The sequence below is a fragment of the Chamaesiphon sp. genome (assembly GCF_041738855.1).
Taxonomy (GTDB): domain Bacteria; phylum Cyanobacteriota; class Cyanobacteriia; order Cyanobacteriales; family Chamaesiphonaceae; genus Chamaesiphon.
Genome location: NZ_JBGSPA010000149.1, coordinates 15,624 through 35,015, shown reverse-complemented (window position 1 = coordinate 35,015; position 19,392 = coordinate 15,624). Strand labels below are relative to the sequence as shown.

The following is a 19,392-nucleotide window of genomic DNA, read 5'->3' as shown; positions in this document are numbered from 1 at the left end:
AACACTACCCAAAAGGGAAGGGGCAATCGCTCGATTGCCCCTTCCCCGATGTTATTTAATCGCTGCTAAGTGCAACTATGCTCCAACTTTTGCCGTCGAACGTTGTTTGCGACGACCGACTGGTGAAACACCATTACTGGCATCTGCACCAACGGCGATATCAGCTTTGTGGGTATTAGAGCCATCTTCAGGCGTTTGCATCATCAATACCAGTAGCGGACGACTTTGCAATTCGCGACGTACTAGGCGTTGGAGTGCAGATTCTAGTTCGATTTGGAGTCCAGTCCAGTCGATATCTAGCTGACCGGATTCAAATTTGCGGGCAAACCGATCCCAACGATCGCTCAAGGTATTTTCGATCGTTTTTTGAATCAATGCAGTAATCAGGGACTGTTCGACAGCAGTAACCACACCACGGAGGTTGACCTGTGGTTTTGCCATCATTTTACCATCTAGACCGATCGCGAGGGCAACAGTGACCACACCATCACCAGCTAGCTGTTTGCGCTCTTCCATTACCTGTGCTTGGTCGTGGACGATGCCAGCGTTGTCTACTAGTTGGATGCCTGAAGGAACTTTGCCAGCTTTACCGATGCTATTTTCAGTCAGTTCGACGATATCACCGTTATCGATGATTACCATATTTTCGGCAGGAATGCCAGTACTTTGAGCGGTTTGGGAGTGCTTGATCAGCATCCGGTGTTCGCCGTGAACTGGGATGAAGTATTTGGGACGAGTCAGACTCAGCATCAGTTTCTGATCTTCTTGACAACCGTGTCCCGAAACGTGAATCCCTTTGTCACGTCCGTAGATGACGTTGGCACCCTGCATCATCAATTTATCGATCGTGTTGACGACGGCGATCGTATTGCCAGGAATCGGGTTGGCTGAGAAAATAATCGTATCACCTTTGCGGATTCGCACTTGGCGATGTTGACCGTTGGCAATCCGCGTCATCGCGGCAAGAGTCTCACCCTGGGAGCCTGTGGTCAGCACTAGGACTTTGTTGTCGGGGAGATGATTGGCTGATTGCAGCGGCTCGAATACGTCATCGGGACAGTTGATATAACCGAGGTTCCGTGCGTGAGCGATCACATTTAGCATCGATCGACCGACCACACAGACTTTCCGATTGTACTTCATGGCAATCTCGATCGTCATGTTGATCCGGTGTACGGATGATGAGAAGGTGGTGACCATCACGCGTCCTGGAGCTTGAGAGATAAATCTGTCAAGATTGGGGAAGACGGAACGTTCGGAGGGTGTGAAGCCAGGTATTTCTGAGTTGGTGGAGTCACTGATCAGACACAATACACCTTTTTCACCATGTTCGGCGAGTTTGGCGTAGTCATAAGCCTCGCCATCCACTGGCGTATGGTCGAATTTGAAGTCTCCGGTATGGATGACGACACCGACTGGTGTATGCAGTGCCACTGTGAAGCTATCGGCGATCGAGTGGGTGTTGCGGATAAACTCCACGAAGAATGATTCACCGATTCTGACGATATCACGCGGCGCGACTGTTTTGATTTTAGTGCGATCGGCGACGCCAGCTTCTTCCAATTTACCTTGCAATAGTGCCATCGCCAAGCGAGGACCATAGATAATTGGGATGTCAAATTGCTTGAGGTGATAAGGAATCCCACCGATATGATCTTCATGTCCGTGGGTGACAATCATCCCTTTGATTTTGTGCTGGTTCTCGCGCAGATAGGTCATATCTGGCAACACGATATTGATACCGTGCATTCCATCTGTCGGGAAAGCCAAGCCAGCATCGAGCAGTAAAATCTCGTCGTTAATTTCAAAGACGCAGGTATTTTTACCGATTTCATGCAAACCACCCAATGGGATGATTTTGAGCGTAGGTTCGTGAGGATTTTTGGCGATCGTGGGGGCTGTAGATGATTTGATGATTGGACGCATTTAGCTAAACTTTAGATGAGTTGGATTATTTTTAGGCAAAACTGATTATTCAATCTATTAACTAGCCGCAGTTAACTTAGATTAGCTGCTTTATCTATTAGTTATGATTGAAAAGTTATTAAGTGAAATCGCTTCAGTTCGTTTGCCAGCAACGCTATTAGACTATCGCGATCGATCTTAGAAATAACAATATAGATAATATTATCTACCAAAACTATGCGCTAGAAATTTGCACTGGTTATATTAAACTAACTGAATATTTACGATCTAAATCGATGGCAGTAATACTGATGCCAACGCTCGATTTTGGATTGGTTGCGATCGAACAGGCTTTAATGGGATTAGCATCGCGCAGTTTGTGTTGCTAACTCGTCAAATGCTAATCTGGCTGCTTTCAAGCTGATTTATTCTTTTGCCTCATTACTCTAGTTGTATCACAATATCCACGCTGGGTCAATGACTTAGCGAGTGCCGCGCGATCGGATTGGCGGGCTGTGAGTCAATTAATCCCTGCTGGTGGAGTAACTCGGCAAGTTGAGGTAGTAGTTGGTGCGGTAATTCGCACATCGGTAGTCGGAGTCCACCGACTTCCCAGCCTTGGAGTTGCAATGCTGCTTTGATCGGCATGGGGTTGGGTGCGCCAAATAACCCTTTAAATAGCGGCAACAGTTTGAGGTGCATCTGGATCGCGGCTTGATTGTTGCCGGATGCAAATGCCGCAATCATTTGCTGGATCTCATTTCCCACAAGATGACTCGCCACGCTAACTACTCCCGTGCCGCCGACAGCCAAGATCGGCAATGTCAATGAGTCATCACCTGAATAAATCGTAAACTCTGGGGGTGTCAGGCTCCGAATCTGGCTAGCGATATCGAGATTGCCCGTCGATTCTTTAATGGCGACAATTCCAGCTAATTGAGCTAGCTTGGCGACTGTCTCTGGCTCTAGCGGCTGTCCGGTGCGTCCAGGAATATTGTAGAGCATCATCGGCAGATCGCAAGCAGCGGCGATCGCGGCAAAATGCTGATATAGTCCAATCTGGGGTGGTTTATTGTAGTAAGGAACTACCTGCAAACTGCCATCTACTCCCAGTTTAGCCGCTTTTTGGGTGGCTTCGATCGCTTCACTAGTCGAATTCGATCCGGTACCTGCAATTACTTTGGCTGTACCTGCGACGGCTGATTGGACGACTTGAAACAGTTGGTACTCTTCATCCCAACTCAAAGTCGGTGATTCACCTGTCGTACCGCACACCACGATCCCATCCGAACCATTTGCGGCTAGATATGCGGCTAATCTCTCGGCTTCTGCATAGTGGACGTTGCCTTCATTATCGAAGGGCGTAACCATTGCGGTGATGACTCGTCCGAAATCAATTGTCATGTATTAGGTATTAGGTATTAGGTATTAGGCTTTAGGGAAAAGAAATCCCTTCTACATAGCGGTGCCCGCAGGTTTCAGTAGTTGTAGATGTGGGGTGGGCACTGCCCACGGTTAGGTTTTAGGCGCGACCTATGCTCATAAAAGATTAGATCTACTTGTGCTTGAGCCATTTGTTCTCAACTAGCAACTCAGCAATCTGAACGGCATTGAGAGCGGCACCCTTGCGGATTTGGTCGCCGCAGAGCCACAATTCCAAGCCGTTGGGATGGGAGATATCTTGACGAATGCGCCCGACGAGGACTTCATCTTTGCCAGAGGCATCGATCGGCATCGGGAAATAATTATTAGTCCAATCTTCGACCAATTTTACACCAGGAGCTTGGGCGAGGATCGATCGCGCCTGGTCGGGATTGAAGGGTGCGGCAAATTCGAGGTTGATCGCTTCGGAGTGGGCGCGGAGGACGGGAACGCGGATACATGTCGCAGTGACGCGTAAGTCTGGCGTCCCGAAAATCTTCCGAGTTTCGTTGACCATTTTCATCTCTTCTTCACAATAACCATGTTCATCGATCGGGGTATTGTGCGGAAATAAATTGAATGCTAACGGGTAGGGGAAAATTTTGGGGATGGGCGGCTTGCCGTCGAGGATATCGCGACTTTGAGTCTCGACTTCTGCCATGGCTCTAGCACCTGCGCCGCTAGCTGACTGGTAAGTAGCTGCCACGATCCGTTGAATCGGCTGAATCTGGTGGAGGGGATAAATGGCCACCGCCATCAAAATTGTCGTGCAGTTGGGATTGGCGATGATGCCGTGGTGATCCGCCGCCGCTGCTGGATTGACTTCGGGGATGACTAGTGGGACATCGGGACGCATCCGAAAGGCACTGGAGTTGTCAATCATCACCGCTCCAGCAGCAACCACTTGGGAAGCTAAAGCTGTGGAAGTAGCACCGCCCGCAGATGCGAGGACGATATCCACCCCATCAAACGATCGATCGTCTACTACTTCGACTACGATCTCCTTACCCCGAAATTGCAACTTCTTACCTGCCGACTGCGGCGAAGCAAACAGCTTCAGTTCGCTAATGGGAAAATTGCGACTGGCGAGTAGGGCGATTAACTCCGTACCAACGGCACCTGTCGCTCCTAAGATAGCAACGCGATATAGATCGGACAAGGAAGCTGCCTCCACTGATGAGTAACTAGTTGTAAAATGTGTGCGTACAGATCCCAATTTTACTGCGGCTGCACGACTTAGCAATCTTCTAGACCGCCGCTGGGTCACAATCGAGAGCTAGCCTGAACGCCTCAAGCCCCGCCTAAATCCCAAATGCTTAATCTTTCAATACTTAATACCGAACGGCAATGTACTATCATCAGATAGGTGAATCGTGTAGATAAACTTCGCATTTTAATTAAATGATGCAACGATGGCGACTCGATCGCGGTAGTGAATTTGCAACATGACTTAGCTGACGGCAAGCTACTCTCGATCGTCATACCCATCGCTGGTTTAGCATATCATAATTACGCGATCTCCCAGCCCCTCCAATATCATCATTGACTGTTGTTAGATATACATACCATGAAAGTTACCCAGGAAAAACTCGAACAAAGCCGGATTGGTCTCCAAATTGAAGTTACCGGAGCACAAACAACTAAATACTACGAGCAAGCGATCCGCAAACTGACCACCAGTGCCAATATTCCTGGGTTCCGCAAAGGCAAGATCCCGCGCCAAGTGATCTTACAACGGATGGGTCAGGCTCAGATCAAGGCGATGGCTCTGGAAGCTTTGCTCGAACCAGCAATTAATGAAGCAATTGAACAAGAAACAGTGCCAGCCATTGGTAACTACCAAATCTCGTCCAATTTTGACGAACTCCTTCAGACTTATGTCCCTGGCGAAACTTTGACCTTCAATGCTGTCGTCGATGTGCCGCCTGTAGTGGAATTGAGCAACTACACCGGATTGAGTGTCAAAGCTGAGGAGATCGTCTACGATCCGGCTCAAGTCGATGATTTTATCGATCGCCAACGCCGCGAAAAAGCGACGATTATCCCCGTTGTCGGGCGCGCTGCCCAGCTTGAAGATATTGCGGTAGTTGACTATGTTGGCAAAATGGCCGACGGCACCGAGATTGAAGGTGCTCAGGCTGAAGACTTTGATATCGAACTCTCTGAAGGCAAATTCATCAGCGATCTGGTACATGGCATCGTGGGGATGAGCGTTGGCGAGACTCGGAATGTCAACGTTGTTTTCCCTGAAGACTATCCCCGCGAAGAATTGGCCGCTCAACCCGCGAGTTTCAAGGTTGTCCTCAAAGATCTCAAAGAGCAAGAATTACCCGTCTTAGACGATGATTATGCCAAGGAAGCGAGCGATTTTGATACCTTGGAGGAGTACCGAGCATCGATCGTCACCCGCTTCCAAGAACAGGCCAAAAAATCTACCGACCAGAATATCATCACCGCGATCGAAACAGCCCTGATCGATGTGGCTCAAGCAGATCTACCTGAAACCCTGATCGAGCGGGAGACGATGAATATCCTCAACCAAATGGCAAATCAGTTCAGCCAATACGGGATGGATGTCAACAAACTCTTCACCCGCGAAACAATTCCGAAAATGAAGGAAAATTGCCGTACCGACGCAGTACAGAACCTCAAGCAGCAACTAGCGATCGCGGAAATTGCCCAAAAAGAAGGGATCGTCGTCAGTGACGAAGACATTGCTACCAAAATGTCAGAAATCATCCCCCAATTAGCTGGCGAAAATGTCGATGAGGATCGCCTCCGCAGCTTCATCACTGAGGATCTCCAAAAGGAAAAAACCTTGGCATGGCTCAAGGAAAACGCCCAGGTAGAACTGGTACCTGAAGGCTCCTTGAAACCAGCAGTTGATGAAGATGAAGAAGAAGTAGATGCAGGCGAAGCTGAAGCGATCGATATTGTTGCCGAAGCAGTAGCTGAGTAGATAGTTGACAGTTGACAGTTGATAGTTACGCGATCCGTAGGCTTTGCCAAGGGTGTGCGGATCGAACCGCGATCGAGTAGCTTACTACTTACTCGATCGCGTCTGGAGTCTGGTTTACCGCACCAATTGCAGCGGCCGCTGGCAGCAACTTTAGAAAAGAGATTGGTATAATTCAATTAAGCCAGCAAAACGTGCTGACTTGAGCCGAATATATTACCTTTTTTAGACATACTTCACTATGCCGATCTTCACCTCTGCTTACAGTTCGATTACTAGCTATCACCAGAGCCAAATCTATGCAGGTACCAACGTGGTGCCGATGGTAGTAGAACAATCTGGAGTTGGCGAAAGAGCCTTTGACATCTACTCAAGACTATTGCGCGAACGGATCATTTTTTTGGGTACTCAGGTAGATGATGCCGTCGCCGACACCTTGGTCGCCCAAATGTTATTTCTCGAAGCCGAAGACCCCGAAAAAGATATCCAACTGTATATCAATTCACCAGGTGGTTCGATCACTGCTGGGATGGCAATTTATGACACGATGCAACAAATTCGTCCCGATGTTGCCACTACTTGCTACGGTTTAGCTGCTAGTATGGGAGCGTTCTTATTGGCTAGTGGCGCACCAGGCAAGCGTCGATCCTTACCCAACTCGCGGATCATGATCCATCAACCGCTAGGTGGTGCCCAAGGACAAGCCGTAGATATTGAAATCCAGGCGCGAGAAATTCTCTACCTCAAAAGCCATCTCAATGGGTTGCTAGCACATCATACCGGACAACCGATCGAACGCATTGCGGAGGATACCGAACGCGACTTTTGGATGTCACCAGCAGAAACTCAGGCTTATGGACTCATCGATCTGACGATCGATCGCCTCTAAACCCGCGCTGCGATGTTCGGCTCACGACAACCATCAATTTAAACTAGCGATCGCACCACAAAGCGTCTAAATTGATGGTACGCTCAGTCCACCAGCAATCGATCGCCAATCGTTGAGAACCTACCACATAGTCGATCGTACTCTATCTTGCTTCACGAGGCACGCTCTTACCATATGCCAGCTACTAAAAACTATGACTCCCACCTTAAATGTTCTTTTTGTGGCAAATCACAAGAACAAGTTCGCAAGCTCATTGCTGGGCCGGGAGTCTACATCTGCGATGAATGCGTAGAGCTGTGTAATGAGATCCTCGACGAAGAATTGCTCGATCCCAATGGGCCGCTCCCACATTCACCAGCCAAATCCGAACCCCCCCGCAAACGCCGCGAATCTGTACCGATCGATCTCCGCAAAATGCCCAAACCGCGCGAGTTGAAAAAGTATCTCGACGATCGGGTGATCGGGCAAGATGAAGCCAAAAAAGTCCTCTCTGTGTCTGTCTACAACCATTACAAACGACTGAGCTATGCCCAGTCCATCAGTGGTGCCGCTGCCCCTGCCAATCCCCCTACAGGCGCGAATGGCATTCACAAAGCCAATGCCGCTGACGATGGGGTCGAACTCCAAAAATCCAACATCTTATTGATCGGCCCGACTGGCTGTGGCAAAACGATGCTGGCACAAACTCTCGCTAAAGTATTGGATGTGCCCTTTGCCGTTGCCGATGCCACCACCCTTACCGAAGCAGGCTATGTCGGTGAAGATGTCGAAAATATCTTGCTTAGACTCCTCCAAGCTGCCGATCTAGACGTAGAAGAAGCCCAGCGCGGGATTATTTATATCGACGAGATCGACAAAATCGCCCGCAAAAGTGAAAATCCCTCGATTACTCGCGATGTCTCCGGCGAAGGCGTCCAGCAAGCACTACTCAAAATGCTCGAAGGCACAATCGCCAGTGTCCCCCCCCAAGGTGGTCGAAAACATCCTTACCAGGACTGCATTCAAATCGATACCAGCAACATCATGTTTATCTGTGGTGGCGCATTTGTCGGGTTAGAGAAGGTCATCGAACAGCGGATGGGCAAAAAGTCGATGGGCTTCATTCAGCCAGGTGACGCCCCCAATCGCGAACAGCGGACGGCGGATGTGATGAAACATTTAGAACCGGAAGATTTGGTCAAATATGGTCTGATTCCCGAATTTGTCGGTCGGGTACCCGTGATCGCGACTCTCAAGCCCCTAGACGAGAATACCCTCGTCTCGATCCTCACCGAGCCGCGTAGTGCGCTAGTCAAGCAGTATGAAAAGCTACTGCACATGGACAATGTTTCGCTTGAATTTCATCCCGATGCCATTCGTGCCATCGCCAAGGAAGCCCACCGCCGCAAAACTGGAGCGAGAGCCTTGCGTGGGATTGTTGAGGAGTTGATGCTCGATGTGATGTACGAGCTACCTTCGCGTAAGGATCTGACCCACTGCACGATCACTCGGGAAATGGTGGAAAAACGCTCGACGGCTGAGTTGTTGATTCATCCAGCAGCAGTGCCCAAACCAGAGTCAGCCTAGTTGCGATTGATTCGCCTCTACAAGTCTGAGGTTGACTGTGGATAGAGGGTAGCGATTCTAAGCTGAGCCTTTGTTCCCTGACGGTTCAGCGAAGACGAGCGATTAAATTGGTAACAATAGCAACTAATCATCACTCAATCTCAATTTTCATCCGGCTGTGAGGGTAGATCGAGCGTATAAGTAAATCAGAGTTGGTTAATAGTCAGTATCAAAAATCTAAGGAATTGGACATGATTCGCATTCTCCTGGTGGATGACCAGAAGAGCATTCGGGAACGACTCAAATCTCTGCTAGAGACTGAGCCAGATTTTGACGTCATCGGGATGGTAGATAATGGTTATGATGCGATCGAGCAAGTCAAATTATCGATCCCTGATGTGGTACTGATGGATATGGAGATGCCAGATATCGATGGCGTACTGGCTACCAAAATCATTTCGCATAATTCGCTCACTACCAAAATTTTGGTACTCAGTAGTCATGACAGCGACGAGTATGTCGCCGAATCGATCTACGCTGGTGCCAATGGCTACATCCTCAAAGGTGCCCCAGCACAGGAAATTTGTGACGCAGTCCGGTTTGTCCATCGGGGCTATATGCAAATTGCCCCAGGTTTGTTTGAAAAATTTATTCCCAATCGGAGTGATACTCGCGCACTCACCTGGCAATCTCCCCAGTCCCGCCATCGGCTCCCGCTCGATCGAGCTGAGTATACTGGAAATCTCGAATTAACTGGCATCAATAAACACACTCCGCATACCGCGAGTCTAGCTACGATCCCATTACGGCGATCGCCTAAATCGCTCGGGTGGTATCAAGCCATAGCATTATTATTAGTCGGATTGGGATTGACAAGTTCGTTCTATCTCCTCCGCCAAGTCCACACCACACCCCCTGACAGCACACCCCGTCAAGATCGCTCCCCACCGCCCCAGAATATCTAAATTACCTGCGATGCGACCCACCAAACTGGATGCCTAGCCTCCTGCTTGTGACTCCTGCTCGCGCTGCTTCAATAGATCGATCCCCCAAGAAGTACCCAACCGCGTAGCTCCAGCCAAAATCAATGCCACCGCTTGCTCGTGAGTGCGGATGCCACCTGCGGCTTTGATGCCGATTTGATCTTTAGTGAGATCCTTGAGCAATCGCACATCTTCCACAGTCACCGCACCACACCACCCCGTACCCGTTTTCAGCATCCGCGCTCCTGCTTCCATACAGATTTGAGCCGCAATTTCTCGCTCTGGTTGTGTCAGTAGTGACATTTCCAAGATGGCTTTTACTCCTTGTCCCGTTGCTTCGCAGATTTCGGCGATTTCACGATGCACATCGTCGATTTTCCCCGCCTTTAACCAACCAACATTAATCACCACATCCAATTCTTGGGCACCATTTTCCACTGCTTCCTGAGCCTCGTACAGCTTGCTAGCCGTCGTCGTGGCACCCGTGGGAAAACCAATGACGGTGCAAATCTGGGGGCGTTTTTGGTGCAGTAGCGACGTAACTTGCCGCACATAGCAGGGATTGACACACACCGCCGCAAATCCAAATCTTGCGGCTTCTTCACACCACTGTTCTACCATTGCCGGAGTAGCAGCAGTACCCAGCAAGGAATGATCGATGTATGGGGTGATGTCGATATTATTGGATTGTTCGGTTCGCATGGGGTGAGGAGTTGGGACTGGACTAATTTGAGTACAGACAATCGGATGTATGTACCCACTATTCACTTATCCACCATTGACGATCCACTCTTGAATCATCGCTCCAACAGTCTCGATCGAGACATCTTGAGATTGTTTCGTAGCGCGGTGGACGACTTCTACTTTACCATCTTTGAGCGATCGACCAGTGACGATCCGCCAAGGGATACCGATCAAGTCTGCATCCTTGAATTTGACCCCAGCCCGCTCATCGCGATCGTCGAGGATGGTTTCGACCCCCATCTGATTTAACTCGGTGTAGAGGCGTTCGGCGACCGCCATTTGTTGAGGATCGCTGATATTAGGCACGCAAATAATCGCATGATAAGGCGCGATCGCCACTGGCCAGATAATCCCATCTTTGTCATAGGATTGCTCGACTGCTGCTTGTGCCAATCGGGATACACCGACACCATAGCAACCCATCACCAATGGCTGCTCGTCACCCTGCTCGGTGGTAAAAGTGGCACCCATCGCCTCAGAATACTTGGTTCCTAGTTGGAAAATGTGCCCGACTTCGATCCCGCGCGCGGTTTCCAATAGTTGAGTCGGATCGTGGATCGCGCGATCTCCGACTAAGGCTTTTTGAACATCGACAGTTACCGTAGGCAGCGGGAAATTAGTATTCCAGTTGGCACCGACGACATGTTTTCCCGATTCATTTGCGCCCGTGATAAAGTTGGTCAGACTAGCAGCGGTAGCATCGACAATTCGGAGAAATTGGGGATGGACATTCGGATTAGCATTGATATATTCATCGCTCAAATCGGGCGCGATGTAACCGAGTGGTAATGGTTTAGCCACCCACTTAGCGATCGCGACCCCATCTGGTACATCTAAGGCGATAACTGTTTTGGCTCCATAATTGGGAGCTAACTTGACCAGTTCATTAGTAAGTTTTACCTGATTGACCTCGCGATCCGAACGGATGCTAATTAATACTAAAACCGTCTTGCCATTGTCGTAGACCGCTTGCTGAAGCACATTTTTGACAATCGAAGTCGGATCGCATTCGAGGAACTTTACTAGTTTATTTATCGAATTTGTATTCGGTGTATCCTTGAGTTCATAACTAGTAAAAGCAGATGTCACAGCATCAGGAGCCAGCGAAACGGCTTTCTCCACATTGGCGGCATATTTACCATCTGCCGTATACATCACATCATCCTCACCCGCCGCCGCCAGCACCATGAATTCCTGCGAACCAGATCCCCCGATCGCGCCAGAGTCCGCATCCACCGCTCGAAACTTCAAACCGCAGCGCGTGAGCATCTTGCAGTAAGCAGTGTGCATATCATCATAAGTCGCCTTCAGACTCTCCGCATCCGCATGGAAGGAATAACCATCTTTCATGATAAATTCCCGCCCGCGCATCAATCCGAACCGAGGGCGAATTTCATCCCGAAATTTACTCTGAATCTGATACAAATGCTGTGGTAATTGACGGTAAGACTTAATTAAATCTCGCGCCACCGCCGTGACAACTTCCTCATGAGTTGGGCCTAATGCTACTTCCCGCTTTTGTCTGTCAGTAAAAGCGAACATAATCCCCTCCGCCTGAGTATAAGTATCCCAGCGTCCCGATTGTTGCCACAATTCGGCGGGTTGGAGCTGGGGTAGCAGACACTCTTGTGCGCCCGTGGCATCCATTTCCTCTTTGACAATCTGGCGTACCTTGGTCAATACGCGCCACATCAGGGGTAGATAAGCATACAAGCCACTCCCAATCCGGCGAATGTATCCTGCCCGCAATAGCAGTTTGTGGCTGGGGATTTCGGCTTCGGCGGGTTCTTCGCGGAGGGTGACAAATAGGCTTTTGGACAGTCTCATCGTAATTCTTCGATTGGTTCACTCGCCTGACAATAGTAAGGCTTGACTATCGATATTATCGCAGGGTCGGGGCTGATGTGGGTAGAGCCATTGCTGGCTTATTCTGGGGTTCCTCGCCATTTAAACTCGATCCGTTCTTCCGCTTGGATAAATTCGATATTAAATAAATCAAATACCACCTCCCTACCTAATAACAAGGGAGCATCAGCAATTTCCGTTTGCAGCCAAGCTACGGGAGCTTGGAAATCATGTCCATCAATGGTTAGATCGATTTCGCGGTTGACGTATTGGATCTCACCGCCAACACCCGTACCTTCTAGTAAGATTTCTCGATCTGCTAGTCGAAACCCCAATAACTTGCCAATGTCCAAACTAATCAAACTTAACTCGGCACCAGAGTCCACCAGCATCAAAGCATCGTGACTAATCGAGCCATTCCCCAGAGTGACAGGATATTCTGGCTCCCATTCATGCCGAGCCATGCCATAGAATTTAAACTAAAAAAATTGAAATTCAGATGTCTGCGCGGGAATCCACTTTACCAGATAGGGTTCTCCTGCTGCTGTCGCGAGGGCTTCTACCAAATCCCAATTTCTTCCTGCCGCAAGAGCCGCGTGGCACTGTAAGCAACAAACTGACGACGATATTTTGCTCTGAGCATCCGACGATGTTGATGACCCCAGCGGATAATCGCTCTGGTTTGTTCGGGAGTAGGTTGCATCAGTTTCCGAGCAATTCTATTTTCAAATCTATTGTAAATCGCGCGCGCGATCGCGTACCCTCTCGTTAGTTGTCAATCTGCACCCAAGACGCTAACCAACAGAGCCTTCTGAGCGTGCATCCGATTTTCGGCTTGATCCCAAACGCGGGAGCGGGTTCCTTCGATGACATCAGCAGTGATTTCTTCACCACGATGGGCGGGGAGACAATGCAACACGATCGAGCTAGGATCGGCAAGGGTCAATAGTTCCTGATTGACTTGATAGGGCGCAAATACGGGCATCCTGGCATCGGATTCGGTTTCTTGACCCATACTTGCCCAGACATCGGTATAGACGATTTGTGCGCTGCTGACAGCCTCTTGGGGCGATTGCGTTACTAAAATTTGAGTACCCTTAATTGCGGCGATCGATCTGGCGCGATCGACTATTTGCGAATCGGGTATAAAATGCTCAGGACAGGCGATCGCGATATCCATCCCCACCGTCGCACAACCGAGCATCAGCGAGTGCGCCATATTGTTCCCATCGCCCAAATAAGCGAGTTTCAATCCCGCTAATTGTCCGAAATTTTCCTGAATTGTCTGTAGATCTGCGAGTACCTGACAGGGATGCTCTAGATCTGTCAGGGCGTTAATAATCGGCATCTGAGCATACTTGGCAAAAGTCTCCACATCCGTTTGCTCGAACGTCCGAATCGCCAGGACATCCAGATAGCGATCCAGTACCCTAGCGGTGTCTGCGAGTGGCTCCCCGCGCCCGATCTGCATCGCCCCAATATTTAAGTCGATGACTTGTCCGCCGATTTGACTCATTGCCGCAAAAAAGCTGACCCGCGTCCGCGTCGAAGCCTTGTAAAATAGCAGTCCGAGTGTTTTGTGACAGTTCGGTTTGAGTTTGCCTTGCTTGAGATCGGCAGCAAGTTGCAGGAGGGTGAGTGTCTCATCAGCACTCAGATCTGTCATGCTCAATAAATCCCGACCCTGTAAACCACTCATGCGATCGACCCTCACACAACTAAGATATTAATCAAACATCGAGAGCGACAATCTTATCACAAGATTTAGCAAAGCTGAAACCCTAAAGATCCCGCTGTGGTTAAAATTTGGAGATGGGAGTCTCGATCGCCAAACCGATTGGCGATCGATCTGCTAGTAATTAATTAGTAATTAGTGGATAAACTCGACCATCTCTCTAAACAAATACCTGTTGACTGAGTTCGAGTACCATTTGCCGCGCCCAGATATCGGCAGCTAAAATATCATCTAAGCTTGGAGTCAGAGTAAAATCGGCACGATGTTTGTCGCAGACTTTTTCGATAACTTTGGGAATATCTAGGAAGTGAATTTTCTCAGCCAAAAATAGTGCCACTGCTTGCTCGTTAGCGGCGTTTAAGACTGCTGGCATCGAGCCGCCTGCTCTGCCAGCGGCGTATGCTAGGTCGATACAAGGATATTTAGCACGATCGGGTGCTCTAAATGTCAGATCGCCAGCTTTGACGAGATCGAATTTCTCCCAATTGGTGGGGAGGCGATCGGGCCAGGACATGGCATATAGTAATGGTAGGCGCATATCTGGCCAACCCAACTGTGCCAAGACGGAGGTATCCTGTACCTCAATCAGTGAGTGAATGATACTTTGCGGATGGACGACGATCTCGATCTCGTCGTAACCCAACCCAAATAAATAATGCGCCTCAATCACCTCTAATCCTTTGTTCATCAAGGTGGCGGAGTCGATGGTGATTTTTTGACCCATCGACCAATTGGGGTGCTTGAGGGCGTCGGCAATGGTCACTGAGGCTAATTTTTCGGCGGGGAGATCGCGGAAGGCACCACCGGAAGCGGTGAGGATAATTCGGCGCAAGCCACCAGGGGGAACGCCTTGCAAGCATTGGAAGATAGCGGAATGTTCGGAGTCGGCGGGGAGTAATTTAACTCCATATTGCTCGACCAAGGGTAGCACGACGGGGCCACCTGCGATCAGGGTTTCTTTATTGGCGAGGGCGATATCTTTGCCTGCTTTAATCGCGGCAATAGTGGGGAGAAGTCCCGCACAGCCGACAATCCCAGTGACGACACTTTGAGCATCACCATAACTAGCGACTTCGATCGTACCTTGTGCGCCAGCGACGATGATGGGACGATAATCTAGCTCTGAGAGCGCGGCTTTGAACTCAGGTAACTTGGCTTCATTCCCAATCGCGACAATTTCGGGGCGAAACTGGCGCACTTGTCGCGCCAATAGCTCGACATTGCTACCCGCCGCTAGTCCGACAATCCGAAATTTATCGGGGTGATGTTCGACGATATCTAGAGTTTGAGTCCCGATCGAGCCAGTAGCACCGAGTAAAGTAATCGCTTTCACAATTTATGTTGCCGATCTTGTTCAGATTTGTCTAATCTCTATCATCTTACGGCGTTCGGGTTTTATTTACTCAGTTTTGGACGCACATTGCTGTGAATTTACAACCTCCTACCCTCTACCTCTAGATAGTTTTGAATCTTTGCGGCTAGTCTCGAAGCTAGGAAGGGACTGGCTAATTGTAGATGGGTATGAATTTCGATCGCTTCATCTCGATACTGGAGGATCTTGGCTGATGTCCAATGGATCGGTGGTGGCTGAAGATTGGTGATGCGGTCTGCCAATTTTACCATCCAAATCTCGATCGGATTTAAATCGAGATGATCCGGCGATCTTAAATCAGCTCAGTGGGATTGTTAATATAAGGCTGTAACTGTGGTTTATAAGCTTTTGAGCAAGAATTTCTTGATATCTTCAGAAGTATGAAACTTACCGAGATCGTAAGAACTGGAAGCCATAGTCACTACACCATTCTTGAATGTCATTTTTTTTGCTTTAGCATCTGGAACTAATGCAATCTCGATCGACTTAATTTTACTCTCGATTGCTGCCCGCGCAGTTGGATTTTTATTGAGAAACAATATTGCTCCTTTGAAGTGGAACAGTTGTCTGGCAGCATTTTCTAATTCTGTTTTATTGTCACCAAAGCTATCAAAATTCATGTTGACATCGATTGCGCCTAGTTTTTCATTACCAGATTGCCCGACGATGCTCGATTTAAATTCAGGGATATAGTCTTTAGAATATTTAGCAATTTCAGCTCTGGTTGCCAATGATTGAGCTACGACTACCTGGGAGTTAACCAATCCAACTGCGCTGACGATCGCGACGACACCAATGTTTAACCAAGTCTTCATCTATTGACGCTCTGGGGGTTAGGTAAATTTACAGATCGAATAAACCTGGGCATGAGCCACAAGTTACTCTTGCTGATGTGACTACACCTTATCATCGATCGATTCCCGAAACATCGATCGCGATCGCTGCATCAACTAAATTTAGCTCATATAAGCTCTCGTAGGCGATCGATGGTAATCTTCAAAATTACGTGTTTTTAACCGCAGAGGCGCAGCGATTTAATCCTTCCAGATCTCTGCTACTCATCTATCCCACTCCCTACTCTATGGCACAATTATAATAGAGTGCCAATATCACGCATCCCATGACAGCTAATCTTCCCCCCCAGTACGACGCAAAGACAACCGAAGCCAAATGGCAGCAGATTTGGGAAACTAACCAAACCTACAAAGTCGATCCGGCTAAAGGTGGGAAACCCTTTTGTATCGTCATTCCGCCGCCAAACGTGACGGGAAGTTTGCACCTGGGACATGCGTTTGAACAATCGCTGATCGATGCGTTAATTCGGTATCATCGGATGTGCGGGGATAATACTCTGTATCTACCTGGTACGGATCATGCGAGTATTGCGGTACAGACGATCCTGGAGAAACAGCTCAAGGCTGAGGGTAAGACGCGCTATGATGTCGGACGCGAGAAATTTTTAGAACGCGCGTGGGAGTGGAAGGCTGAGTCTGGTGGCACAATTGTCAATCAGCTCAAGCGGATGGGTGTCTCGGCAGATTGGACGCGGGAACGGTTTACGCTCGATGAGGGGTTGTCAGCGGCAGTATTAGAGGCATTCGTACGGCTACATCGGGATGGATTAATTTATCGGGGGCAGTATTTAGTTAATTGGTGTCCGGCTTCGCAGTCTGCGGTATCGGATTTGGAAGTGGAGAATAAGGAAACTAATGGGAGTCTGTGGTATTTTCGGTATCCTTTGAGCGATGGTTCGGGATTTATTGAAGTTGCGACTACACGCCCTGAGACGATGTTGGGCGATACAGCGGTGGCGGTAAATCCGCAGGATGAAAGATATCAGCATCTGATTGGTAAAACTGTCAGATTGCCAATTCTCGATCGCGATATTCCCATCGTCGGTGATGAATTTGTCGAGGCTGAATTTGGGACAGGTTGTGTCAAGGTGACTCCAGCTCACGATCCAAATGACTTTGCGATGGGCAAGCGTCACAATTTGCCGCTGATTAATATCATAAATAAAGACGGCACTCTCAATGAGAATGCTGGTGAATTTAACGGTCAAGAACGATTCGCAGCGCGGCGGAATATCGTTGCTAAATTGGAAGAACTAGGTAATCTAGTTAAGGTCGAAGCTTATAAACATACTGTACCTTATAGCGATCGCGGCAAAGTGCCAGTCGAGCCATTATTATCAACTCAATGGTTTGTCAAAATTCGCCCCTTAGCTGATAACTGTCTAGATAGCTTAGACAACCACAATGCCCCCGAATTCGTCCCCCAACGCTGGACGAAAGTATATCGGGATTGGTTGGTCAAATTGCAAGATTGGTGCATCTCACGGCAATTGTGGTGGGGTCATCAGATTCCCGCTTGGTATGCGGTGAGCGAATCTGGTGGCGAGATCGCCGATAATACGCCGTTCTTTGTTGCTAAAAGTGAAGCGGAAGCGCGAGTACAAGCGATCGAACAATTTGGCGCAGATGTCCAATTAGTTCAAGATCCTGACGTATTAGATACTTGGTTCTCTTCGGGATTATGGCCGTTCTCGACTTTAGGATGGCCGGAAAACACTGCGGATCTGGAGATGTATTATCCAACCTCAACGCTAGTTACTGGTTTCGATATTATCTTCTTCTGGGTAGCTCGGATGACGATGATGTCGGGATATCTGACGGGTAAAATGCCGTTTAAAGATGTCTATATCCACGGCTTGGTACTGGACGAAAATGGGAAGAAGATGTCCAAATCAGCTAATAATGGCATCGATCCATTATTATTGATCGATAAATACGGTACTGACGCACTTCGATACACGCTAGTTCGCGAAGTTGTCGGCGCGGGACAAGATATTCGGATTCAATACAACCGTAAAACTGACGAGTCGGAATCTGTCGAAGCCAGTCGAAATTTTACTAATAAAATTTGGAATGCAGCGCGATTTGTGATGCTGAACTTTGAGAGTGCAGAGTTTAAGATCGATCGCGATAACTTGACAAATATAGCACCTGAATCATTAGAAGTAGCCGATAAATGGATCTTATCGCGATTCCATCAAACTATCCACCAAACGCGCGCTAATATCGATCGCTATGGCTTGGGTGAAGCAGCTAAAGGCTTGTATGAATTTATCTGGGGTGACTTCTGCGACTGGTATATCGAGCTAGTCAAATCGCGCTTACAAGAGGGTGCAGATCCCGCGAGTAAATTAGTCGTGCTGCAAACATTGGCATTTGTGTTGGATGGGATCTTGAAATTACTGCATCCATTCATGCCACACGTTACCGCCGAAATTTGGCAAACGCTGACTGAAAGTAACGAGCAAAATGATATCTCGATGCAACCATATCCGATTAGCGATACTAGCCTCATTAATTCCGAACTCGATCGAGAATTCGAGCTGATCATCGGTGTCACCCGCACGATTCGCAATCTCCGTGCAGAAGCCGATCTCAAACGCGTGACGAAGATATCGATCGTTTTGCAAAGTGATAGTGCAATCGAGCGAGAAATTTTGGAGCGCGGCAAAACTTATCTCTGTGATTTAGCACAAATCGAACAGTTAACTATTGTCGATAAATTAGCGGAAGAACAGACAAGCAGCTCCGATGGAAATGCTTCACCAACGATCGCGAGTGTCTTTGCAACAGTCCAAATAATCCTCCCACTGGCAGGTGTCGTCGATCTCGAAGCCTTCAAAGCCAAAATTCAGAAGAAGATCGATAAGATCGATCGAGAAATCGCATCGATTCACACTCGTCTAAATAACACCAAATTTATGGAACGAGCTACTCCAGAAGTAGTCCAACAAACTCAAGATAGTTTGCTGGAAACCGAAAAACAAAAAGAGATCCTTAAATCGAGATTTGAACAGTTCTAAAATCAAAATGAAATGAATGTGTGTGGGATGCTGTAATGATGCTGACGCTCGAATCAAGTTCATCAGTCGGCTGTATAACTTTGTAGAGATCGATTTAATTTCGGATCTCAATCTATACA

Annotated in this window: 16 protein-coding genes; 5 read left to right on the top strand and 11 right to left on the bottom strand. The window is 48.4% G+C overall.

Annotated elements, in window-relative coordinates; translation table 11 throughout:
• Positions 1–75 precede the first annotated feature (75 nt).
• The 3 genes from ACEW9I_RS15525 to ACEW9I_RS15515 all read right to left on the bottom strand — a co-directional run bounded on the left by ACEW9I_RS15525 (position 76) and on the right by ACEW9I_RS15515 (position 4,486).
• Positions 76–1,926: a ribonuclease J gene (locus tag ACEW9I_RS15525; RefSeq protein WP_373541235.1), complete on the bottom strand. Its 1,851-nt coding sequence runs from the start codon at positions 1,924–1,926 to the stop codon at positions 76–78.
• 453 nt (positions 1,927–2,379) lie between these two features.
• A complete protein-coding gene (gene dapA, locus ACEW9I_RS15520) occupies positions 2,380–3,309 on the bottom strand; it encodes a 4-hydroxy-tetrahydrodipicolinate synthase (protein ID WP_373541234.1) in 930 nt (309 codons plus the stop codon).
• Between the two features lie 151 nt (positions 3,310–3,460).
• A complete protein-coding gene (locus ACEW9I_RS15515; RefSeq protein ID WP_373541254.1) occupies positions 3,461–4,486 on the bottom strand; it encodes an aspartate-semialdehyde dehydrogenase in 1,026 nt (341 codons plus the stop codon).
• Positions 4,487–4,894: 408 nt separating this feature from the next.
• Between ACEW9I_RS15515 and tig the strand changes: the two genes are divergently transcribed.
• The 4 genes from tig (at position 4,895) to ACEW9I_RS15495 (ending at position 9,682) form a co-directional block, all read left to right on the top strand.
• On the top strand, positions 4,895–6,286 hold the full coding sequence (tig, locus tag ACEW9I_RS15510; protein ID WP_373541233.1) for a trigger factor: 1,392 nt from the start codon (positions 4,895–4,897) through the stop codon (positions 6,284–6,286).
• A 238-nt stretch (positions 6,287–6,524) separates the two neighbouring features.
• Positions 6,525–7,172, top strand: coding sequence for an ATP-dependent Clp endopeptidase proteolytic subunit ClpP (gene clpP, locus ACEW9I_RS15505; protein ID WP_373541232.1), 648 nt, complete (start codon positions 6,525–6,527; stop codon positions 7,170–7,172).
• A gap of 174 nt (positions 7,173–7,346) precedes the next feature.
• Positions 7,347–8,738 carry an ATP-dependent protease ATP-binding subunit ClpX gene (gene clpX / locus ACEW9I_RS15500; protein ID WP_373541231.1) on the top strand — a complete coding sequence of 464 codons (1,392 nt, stop codon included), beginning with the start codon at positions 7,347–7,349 and terminating at the stop codon, positions 8,736–8,738.
• Between the two features lie 230 nt (positions 8,739–8,968).
• On the top strand, positions 8,969–9,682 hold the full coding sequence (locus tag ACEW9I_RS15495; protein ID WP_373541230.1) for a response regulator transcription factor: 714 nt from the start codon (positions 8,969–8,971) through the stop codon (positions 9,680–9,682).
• A 33-nt stretch (positions 9,683–9,715) separates the two neighbouring features.
• On the opposite strand, the gene deoC is transcribed toward ACEW9I_RS15495, so the two are convergent.
• The 8 genes from deoC to ACEW9I_RS15455 all read right to left on the bottom strand — a co-directional run bounded on the left by deoC (position 9,716) and on the right by ACEW9I_RS15455 (position 16,211).
• Positions 9,716–10,402: a deoxyribose-phosphate aldolase gene (gene deoC / locus ACEW9I_RS15490; protein ID WP_373541229.1), complete on the bottom strand. Its 687-nt coding sequence runs from the start codon at positions 10,400–10,402 to the stop codon at positions 9,716–9,718.
• Between the two features lie 66 nt (positions 10,403–10,468).
• Complete coding sequence (proS, locus tag ACEW9I_RS15485; RefSeq protein WP_373541228.1) at positions 10,469–12,271, bottom strand: proline--tRNA ligase; 1,803 nt, start codon at positions 12,269–12,271, stop codon at positions 10,469–10,471.
• A gap of 98 nt (positions 12,272–12,369) precedes the next feature.
• Complete coding sequence (locus ACEW9I_RS15480; protein ID WP_373541227.1) at positions 12,370–12,753, bottom strand: retropepsin-like aspartic protease; 384 nt, start codon at positions 12,751–12,753, stop codon at positions 12,370–12,372.
• A gap of 95 nt (positions 12,754–12,848) precedes the next feature.
• Positions 12,849–12,992, bottom strand: a complete 144-nt coding sequence (locus ACEW9I_RS15475; RefSeq protein WP_373541226.1) for a hypothetical protein — start codon at positions 12,990–12,992, stop codon at positions 12,849–12,851.
• Positions 12,993–13,064: 72 nt separating this feature from the next.
• Positions 13,065–13,988 (bottom strand): ornithine carbamoyltransferase, encoded by a 924-nt coding sequence (argF, locus tag ACEW9I_RS15470; RefSeq protein WP_373541225.1) that lies wholly within the window; start codon positions 13,986–13,988, stop codon positions 13,065–13,067.
• 196 nt (positions 13,989–14,184) lie between these two features.
• On the bottom strand, positions 14,185–15,357 hold the full coding sequence (gene dxr, locus ACEW9I_RS15465; protein ID WP_373541224.1) for a 1-deoxy-D-xylulose-5-phosphate reductoisomerase: 1,173 nt from the start codon (positions 15,355–15,357) through the stop codon (positions 14,185–14,187).
• A gap of 98 nt (positions 15,358–15,455) precedes the next feature.
• Positions 15,456–15,647, bottom strand: coding sequence for a hypothetical protein (locus tag ACEW9I_RS15460; RefSeq protein WP_373541223.1), 192 nt, complete (start codon positions 15,645–15,647; stop codon positions 15,456–15,458).
• A gap of 87 nt (positions 15,648–15,734) precedes the next feature.
• Entirely contained in the window at positions 15,735–16,211 is a 477-nt protein-coding gene (locus ACEW9I_RS15455; RefSeq protein ID WP_373541222.1) for a hypothetical protein, read from the bottom strand.
• A 305-nt stretch (positions 16,212–16,516) separates the two neighbouring features.
• Here ACEW9I_RS15455 and ACEW9I_RS15450 point away from each other — a divergent pair, with 305 nt between their 5' ends.
• Positions 16,517–19,273, top strand: a complete 2,757-nt coding sequence (locus tag ACEW9I_RS15450; RefSeq protein WP_373541221.1) for a valine--tRNA ligase — start codon at positions 16,517–16,519, stop codon at positions 19,271–19,273.
• Positions 19,274–19,392: the final 119 nt, after the last annotated feature.